This is a genomic window from Arachidicoccus sp., assembly GCF_050436765.1.
Taxonomy (GTDB): domain Bacteria; phylum Bacteroidota; class Bacteroidia; order Chitinophagales; family Chitinophagaceae; genus Arachidicoccus.
On sequence record NZ_JBNQGD010000426.1, the window covers coordinates 21,870 to 29,684 of the forward strand.

Genomic DNA, 7,815 nt, shown 5'->3' on the forward strand with positions numbered 1-7,815 from the left:
TGAACGACATTTTTGAGAGGTAAGAAACTAATTCTTATTATTTAATGCTTTCGTAATGCGAAAATCTAAATCTTGTAAATGATATTTACTGATTGTGTCAGGGTAATTCAGGATTACTTTATCTAACCTATTTTTTAAATTGATTAAGTGTCCATAAGCAATTGACGGCACGTCAGTCGCTGCATAAGTAGAACCAAATAATGCATCTGACGGTGAAGCATTAGCAGAAGAAGTGGTCATGTCCTGAATTAGGCCGTCTATGTATGTTTTTTGCATATTTCTTCTAAAATAACTTATTGCGTCCTTATTGTTTAGTTCACTAAAAATTGCTGATTCCACTCCCGTTAGTAATTCGTCCGGAGTATAAGTTTTTTCCGCTCCGAAACGATTGGCAGTAATACTCATTACCTCCAGTCTGCTTGGAGAAATTAAACTACTTATGACATTTGTTTGCAAATTCGCTAGCATTTCGTTGCCATTGGTATTGTCTGTCTTATTCAGAATGCTCGTATCGAATAGCCATTGTGGAGTAGCAAACAACTCTTTATTTAAAAAGCTCAATGCACGTTGTTGTTTCTCTTTAGATACAGGTGCATACACATTTCCAGGTTGTTCAATACTTTTTGGAGTATCGTAAATGCCGCCAATATTTTTAAGTACATGCCCCATATACCTGCCAAATTGAGTAAAGGTTTGGTTATACATTTCTGCTAAATTTGTGTAGGTGTCGGCAGGTTCTTTTGTCCATTCCGAAAGACCCTTAATATCCCGCTGAAGATTTAAAATCCCATAATGGCTTGCCAACATTGCGTCATTACCTAAATCTTCACTTTGCGAGCGGGGATCATTGGGCTCGCCTTGACGACCAAACCATAGGCGTGGGTTTTTTGCTAGACTGTCGACAACCCATTTACTAGTGATTTCACGGTTTTCTTTAGCGGTTTTACCGCCACTATACGCATAACCCCATTGAATTGCCCATCTATCGTATTCACCAATATGCGGGTATAAATCGTTAACAGGGATGTGATCCTCGGGTTGAGCAACATAGTTAAATCTTGCATAGTCCATGATGGAAGGCGTGTGTCCATGGATCTCCAACCATTTTTTGTTTCGTAACAATTCTACCGGAACGGTGCTACTACTGCCAAAATTGTGCTGCAGCCCAAGTGTATGTCCAATTTCGTGGGAAGATACAAAACGAATAAGGTCGCCCATTAATGCATCATCAAAAACCATTTTTCTGGCGCGAGGGTCGTTGGGAGCAGCTTGTACCATATACCAGTCGTGTACCAATTTCATTACATTGTGATACCAACCAATATGGCTTTCAATTATTTGTCCACTACGGGGATCGTGTACGTTAGGGCCATAGGCATTTTCAATATCAGAAGCAAAATATCGAACGACAGAATAGCGTGCATCCTCCATACTCATAGTCGTATCCCCAACCGGCCATTCTTTTGCTACAACGGCATTTTTGAAGCCAGCTTGTTCAAATGCCTTATTCCAGTCTTCAATGCCGGCTATTAAGTAAGGCCGCCATTTCTTTGGTGTGGCTGGATCAATATAATAAACAATTTGTTTTGCAGGTTCTACTAGTTTGCCGTGCTTCCATTTTTCCAAATCTTGTGGTTTTGGTTGAAGGTTCCAGCGAACAATAAATCTGTCCTCTTTCACGCGTTGCTGATTATCACTGTAAGTTGTATAACCATCTGCAAAATATCCTACACGTGGATCAAATTCCCGTTGTTCCATGGGTGTTTTAGGCAGCAGTAAAAATGAGTGATTAAATCCTATTGTTACCAATCCCACATTTCTGACCACATCAAAGGTTTTACTTGTTGGATCAGGTGAAGGGGTAGCGCTGTAGGTCTTAATAGTTTTTATTTCTGTATTAATGGGATAAGTGTGTACAGATTTTATAAACGATCGGTCTGCCTGCAGTGTTCCTATACCGAGGCTTTTGCGCACGTATGACCGGAAGCTAAGTGCCGGATTATCCTCTGTGAAGAATTTATTTACATCTATAACAACCGAATGTTTCCCATAAGCCCTGATAGGGAAAGCCGCCAGATACGGATTAGCGTTGGAGTTTCTAACCGCTTGATAAATTGCATTGGTAGAATCGGCCATACTAATAGTGATTATTAATTGAAGGAATACGTTTTTGTCGGGTCCTTTTACAAATCGTACCATCTGTTGGTTCACAATTTCTCCTCCATAAATGCCTGCCCCACCAGGAACTTTGTCATAGCGTGTGACGACTAATATGTCCCTGTTGAAAATACTGTCTGGAATCTCAAAAAGCCAGTTGTCATCTACTTTGTGAATAGTAAATAGACCGGTTTTTGAAAAGGCGGAGTCTGGAATAATTTCTTTGTAAGGTTTTATACTGGTCTCTTCTTTCTTAAGCTTAGTAGGCTTTGCTATACTATCCTTTGCCACATATTTGGAAGGAGTTGGGAATGTATCTTTTTTCTGAGAATAGGTGGGAGATAAAAATACCAGTAAGCATGCAGATGCAATTAGTTTTTTAATCATTGTAGCTTTTTTTGTTAAAAATATTCGTGATCGCAAATCTAAATTCTATCTGTGAAAATGCTTGAAAAACTTGAACAGCGGATAATATAGATGTATAAGCGGTTGAAAGTTTCTCTGTCCTGGCTCTCTTTAACAAAAAAATAGCATTAAGCACAAATTTTATAAAAACTTTGAAAAACAATTTGGTCAATGAAATAATTATTATAATTTGCTTCACCTTTCTAAGAAGTAAAATAAAAATTAAACCAAGAAAGTATTTTTTATAAAAATATTTCTTAGCATTGTGGAATTAAAATCATTAAACACAGTTATTCATTAAAAAAATTTCATCATGGCTGAAATTAAACCAACTGCTCCAGCGGCAGCAAAACACGTTTCAAACGTAAAACCTAAAAAAAGTTCAAATGCTATTTCATGGGTGGCCCCTATTCTAGCAATTGTACTAGGTTATATTATTTGGAGATTCATATTAGGTAATCCCTCCAATTTTAATAAACCCGATTTAAGTGGTGGCTTTTGGCCAAAACATCAAGATGCGAAGGGCGGGTTATCGCGTATGTATGATGGTGGTATTATTGTACCAATATTATTGGGCTTATTGTTAATCGTAATCACATTTGCTATTGAAAGATTGTTGACCATATCAAGAGCAACAGGTAAAGGTAATATTGGCGAATTTATTCGCAACGTACAATATAACTTGGCTAATAAGGACGTGGATAAAGCAATGGCATTATGTGATAAACAACAAGGTAGTGTTGGAAACGTAATGAAAGCCGGATTGCACAAATACAAGGAAATGATTACTAATACTGAATTGGATACTGACCAGAAAGTATTAAATATTCAAAAAGAAATTGAAGAAGCGACGGCACTTGAGTTGCCAATGTTGGAAAAAAATCTGATATTCTTATCTACCATTACTTCAGTGGCAACTTTGTTAGGATTGTTGGGTACTGTAATTGGTATGATTACGGCGTTTGCGGCCCTCGCATCTAGCGAAGGTGGTAATGCTTCGACCGAATTATCCAAAGGTATCTCTGAGGCCTTATATAATACTGCACTTGGTATCGGTACATCTGCACTTGCTGTAATTATGTATAATATTTTTACGACAAGAATTGATGGTATTACTTACGGTATCGATGAATCTGGCTTTACATTGACACAAAGCTTCGCAGCTATCTATAAATAACTGATGTTATAAAGGGCATTTGAATTAAGCAATTCAGATGCCCTTAAAATCTTTTAAAAGATTTTTCAAAAAAGCTTATGGAAAAAAGATGTTTTTACATCTTATTAATTGAAGTATAAAAAATCAAATAATGGGAAGAGCCAAAATACCTCGTAAAAGTACGGCAATAGATATGACCCCGTTTTGTGATGTTGCGTTTCTTTTGTTAACTTTCTTTATCCTTACGACAAAGTTTAAGCCAGACGAAAAGATTCCAATCAACACACCGAGCTCTGTAGCAGCGAAAGTTGCGCCGCAAAAGAACTATATCATGATTTCTTTAGATAAAGATGGTAAGGCTTTTTTGAACAGCGATAGAGCAGATGTAAAGACTGATGCAATTAACATTCTAAATAAGGATCACAATTTGGGATTGACCGATGGAGAAGTACAGCGCCTGGCAAATATGCCAATTATCGGTACTTCACTGCAAAACCTTAAAGCATATAGTCAATATCCGACAACTGCTTTAAATGATAAATTGCCAGGAATTCCGATTCAAGATACGGCTAATAATCAATTGACAGAATGGATGAAAGCCTTTGTAAGTGTGTCAAATGATTTGATAAGTGAAGATCCTGAAAATAAGGCGAATAACATGACCATTATATTGAAAGGAGATAATCTGAGTAAGTTTCCTCAATTTAGAAATGTAATATCGGCGTTGACTGATAATATGATTCTTAAGTTCGAAATGGTAACCAATCCTGAAATGGTGCCTGTAGGCTCTGAATTGTGGAGACAAGCACAAAATGCACCTGCTGCTAAGGCAAATGGATAGTAGTCTCCCTGATGATTTAAATTTAATAATATAGTAAAAAAAATATCCTATGGCAGAGATGGATACCTCCTCGCATGACTCGGGGAAGAAAGGGCCGGGTGTAAAAAAAGGGAAAAAGCTTTCTACGCGGGTGGATTTGACCCCGATGGTGGACTTAGGTTTCTTGTTGATTACATTCTTTATGTTTACAACAACGATGAGTCAGCCCAATTCGATGCACCTGAATATGCCTGATGATAAAAAGAATATAGACCCTAATAAGGTAAAGGAATCTGGGGCCATAACAATAATGTTAGGCAAAGACAATCATATCTATTATTATTTTGGGCAAGATTTGAAACCGGATATGTCAAATGTTGAATCGTCTAATTATAAAGACATTAGAAAAGTCCTTTTGGCAAAAAAGGCTTCTACACCGCCTGCTGATTTGTTTGTGATTGTGATGCCGGGTAAAGAAAGTACTTATAAGAATATCATTGATATTTTAGATGAATTTTCAATTGATTTAATCGACACGTATGCATTGGTAAATAAAGTGGATCCTGTATACACAGCAGATATCAGTAAATTAGATTCACTTTCTACTCAATAATATTTCTCAAATTGAACAGGCTCAAGAGCACGTAAAACAAAAGTAAAAATGGATGCAAACAAAATATTAAATTCGAATATTCTCGATATCCTATTTGAAAATAGGAATAAAGAATACGGAGCTTACGATTTGCGGAAAACCTATAACAAACGTATAACAATAGCATTGGTGATTACCGTAGGGGTTGTCCTGTTATTTATTGCATATTTCCTTATATCGAAGAGTAAGATAGATGCAGCTCCCGCAAAAATTATGGTAAAGGATGTGACAATAGAAAACTATAAAAAGCCACCGCCACCAAAAAAGGCGCCGCCACCGCCGCCGCCACCAAAGGCTGCGCCGCCTAAGATCGAGATGAAGAAATTCACTATTCCAAAAATTGTGAAAGATAATGAGGTAAAACCTGAAGATAAGCCACCTAAGCAGGATGAGAAAATCACGATAGGCCCGGTTACGCAACATGGTTTAAAAATGAATGGTCTTGCTGCGCCGCCGGAAGTTAAAGGTATTGGTGGGAATGGTAAGGGTCCAGGTGGGACTGGGACTGGAGATTACGAAAAAGAATTTACTTCCGTACAAGTGAAGGCAACCTATCCTGGTGGCCCTGAAGCCTGGCAGAAATATCTAACACGTAATTTACAGAGCCAACTTCCAGCTGAAAACGGTGCTCCAACAGGACAATATGCTGTTACGGTATCTTTCTTGGTAAGTCGGGATGGTACTACTTCAGAAGTGAAAGCCATCAGTGCGCCTAACCCTGATTACGGAACAGCTGCTGAAGCTGTGCGGGTTATCGAAAGAAGTGGTAAGTGGAATCCAGCGATACAGAATGGTCGCCAAGTGACGTATAGACAAACTCAGAAAATAATATTCAGTGTAACCGAATAGGTAATTGATTGAGTATTTTACTAAAACGAGTACATCTTATTATTATAAGGGTACTCGTTTTTTATGCCTGTGTGTGCAGAATATGAAATCTAAATGTACATTTGGCAAGGATACCTCCTTATATAATTTTCGAACTATTATTATGGGACAAAATTTCCTGGTAGATAAAATAGAAAAAAGTATTGTTGAACTATTAATGAGTAAGCAGTACAAAGTAGGTGACATCATCCCAAAAGAATTGGAGCTTGTTAATATGCTTGGGGTGAGCAGAACCGTTGTTCGTGAAGCATTCACAAGGCTTCGCATTAAAGGCTTTATAGAGTCGAGAAAAAAACGAGGCACTATTATTAAGAGCCCCAATATAGTTTCCGTTTTGGAACACAGTATGAACCCAAATATAATGGGTGATGCAACATTAAAAGAGATTTTTGAAATGCGGCTTGCGCTAGAAGTGGGGATGTCCGATTTTATTTTTAAACGTGCTAAGGCAGAAGACATTGCTGAGTTAAAAAAAATCACAGCTAAAGAGCCGGTAGACGTAAAGACTGATATTTTTGAAATTGAGCAGGAAATTGCTTTTCATGGTAAGTTATATGAAATTACAGGGAATACGACAATGAAAGACTTTCAAAAAATGTTGCTGCCGATTTTTAATTATGTTCACAATAGTGGGCTGCTTTCAAATAAGACTTCTGAAGTGAGAAATTTTGTTACACATAGAGATTTGGTGGATATTATTGAAAATGGGACTCCTAATAAATTGCGAAAGGCGATGCGGGAGCATTTAAATGCGCATTTTGTACGATCGTTTCGTTAGAGAGTTGTAATTGAATTCGTTTCTTTTTCAATATAAATATTTTGCTTTATGCTTCCACCACAAAGAGATTGGTTCAACCAAAACTTTACCGAAAACAAATATCAAAAATACTTATCCTACATAAAAAAAGATTTCCCGGATGCATTAGATTTTAGAGTGGCCGAAACGCCGGTGTTTGTAGGTAATGCTTTTAAACAGAAAATGTTGTCCGTTTGCGAATCAATTGTAGATAAAATATTAGGCCCAAATTTTAAAGATATTACGCAAAAGGCGATACCGACCCATATAAAAATTGAAACGGAAGAAGGGGTGCCACACTTTTTGATATTTGATTTCGGCGTTTGCGGCAACGGAGTGAACGGGGAGGCTGAACCAATGCTAATTGAAATGCAAGGGTTCCCGACTTTGTTTGCCTATCAATTACATCAATATATGGCTGCAGATGATGCCTATCATCTCCCTGAAGATTTTTCACCATTTTTTAATAACTACAACCAGGAAAAGGCGATACAGCTACTAAAAAGCATCATTATAGGAGATAGTCATTGTGAAAATACGATCTTGCTTGAGATTTTTCCTGAACATCAAAAAACGAGAATAGATTTTGACTACACGAGAAAGTATTTAGGAATAGAAATTGTTTGTGTGACTGATCTTATAAAAGAAGGTCGCTATTTATATTACAAAAAGGACGACCGCTTGATAAAAATTGAACGTATATACAATCGAATAATATTTGATGAATTATATCGTCAAACGCAGGAGGTCCAAGAAAAAGCAAAAGTTCTATTCGGGGATATCAGCGTAAAATGGGTTACCCATCCTAATTGGTTTTATCGTATCAGCAAATACACTTTGCCATTTTTGAATCATCCCAATATTCCGGAGACCTTTTTCTTGAAAGATATAGAGGTACTTCCTCATGACTTGGAGAATTATGTTTTAAAACCATTGTTTTC

7 protein-coding genes are annotated in these 7,815 nt (G+C 37.2%); 6 read left to right on the top strand and 1 reads right to left on the bottom strand.

Annotation, left to right across the window (positions count from 1 at the left end):
* Positions 1–27: 27 nt before the first annotated feature.
* Entirely contained in the window at positions 28–2,544 is a 2,517-nt protein-coding gene (locus ACQR30_RS18045) for a zinc-dependent metalloprotease (protein WP_429737194.1), read from the bottom strand.
* A 331-nt stretch (positions 2,545–2,875) separates the two neighbouring features.
* On the opposite strand from ACQR30_RS18045, the gene ACQR30_RS18050 reads away from it, so the two are divergent.
* The 6 genes from ACQR30_RS18050 to ACQR30_RS18075 form a co-directional block, all read left to right on the top strand.
* The gene (locus ACQR30_RS18050; protein ID WP_429737195.1) at positions 2,876–3,739 is read left to right on the top strand and encodes a MotA/TolQ/ExbB proton channel family protein; all 864 of its coding nucleotides are present in this window, start codon (positions 2,876–2,878) and stop codon (positions 3,737–3,739) included.
* A 130-nt stretch (positions 3,740–3,869) separates the two neighbouring features.
* Positions 3,870–4,559 (top strand): ExbD/TolR family protein, encoded by a 690-nt coding sequence (locus ACQR30_RS18055; RefSeq protein WP_429737196.1) that lies wholly within the window; start codon positions 3,870–3,872, stop codon positions 4,557–4,559.
* A 49-nt stretch (positions 4,560–4,608) separates the two neighbouring features.
* Entirely contained in the window at positions 4,609–5,151 is a 543-nt protein-coding gene (locus tag ACQR30_RS18060) for an ExbD/TolR family protein (protein WP_429737197.1), read from the top strand.
* A 48-nt stretch (positions 5,152–5,199) separates the two neighbouring features.
* Positions 5,200–6,039, top strand: a complete 840-nt coding sequence (locus tag ACQR30_RS18065; RefSeq protein WP_429737198.1) for an energy transducer TonB — start codon at positions 5,200–5,202, stop codon at positions 6,037–6,039.
* Between the two features lie 142 nt (positions 6,040–6,181).
* Complete coding sequence (locus ACQR30_RS18070) at positions 6,182–6,856, top strand: FadR/GntR family transcriptional regulator (protein ID WP_429737199.1); 675 nt, start codon at positions 6,182–6,184, stop codon at positions 6,854–6,856.
* Between the two features lie 48 nt (positions 6,857–6,904).
* Positions 6,905–7,815 (top strand): hypothetical protein (locus tag ACQR30_RS18075; protein WP_429737200.1); only part of this gene is annotated, 911 nt, incomplete at its 3' end.

Bases quoted from the DNA above. Each gene is read 5' to 3' on its own strand.
- ACQR30_RS18045 (WP_429737194.1), bottom strand. From the start codon at position 2,544: ATGATTAAAAAACTAATTGCATCTGCATGCTTACTGGTATTTTTATCT.
- ACQR30_RS18050 (WP_429737195.1), top strand. From the start codon at position 2,876: ATGGCTGAAATTAAACCAACTGCTCCAGCGGCAGCAAAACACGTTTCA.
- ACQR30_RS18055 (WP_429737196.1), top strand. From the start codon at position 3,870: ATGGGAAGAGCCAAAATACCTCGTAAAAGTACGGCAATAGATATGACC.
- ACQR30_RS18060 (WP_429737197.1), top strand. From the start codon at position 4,609: ATGGCAGAGATGGATACCTCCTCGCATGACTCGGGGAAGAAAGGGCCG.
- ACQR30_RS18065 (WP_429737198.1), top strand. From the start codon at position 5,200: ATGGATGCAAACAAAATATTAAATTCGAATATTCTCGATATCCTATTT.
- ACQR30_RS18070 (WP_429737199.1), top strand. From the start codon at position 6,182: ATGGGACAAAATTTCCTGGTAGATAAAATAGAAAAAAGTATTGTTGAA.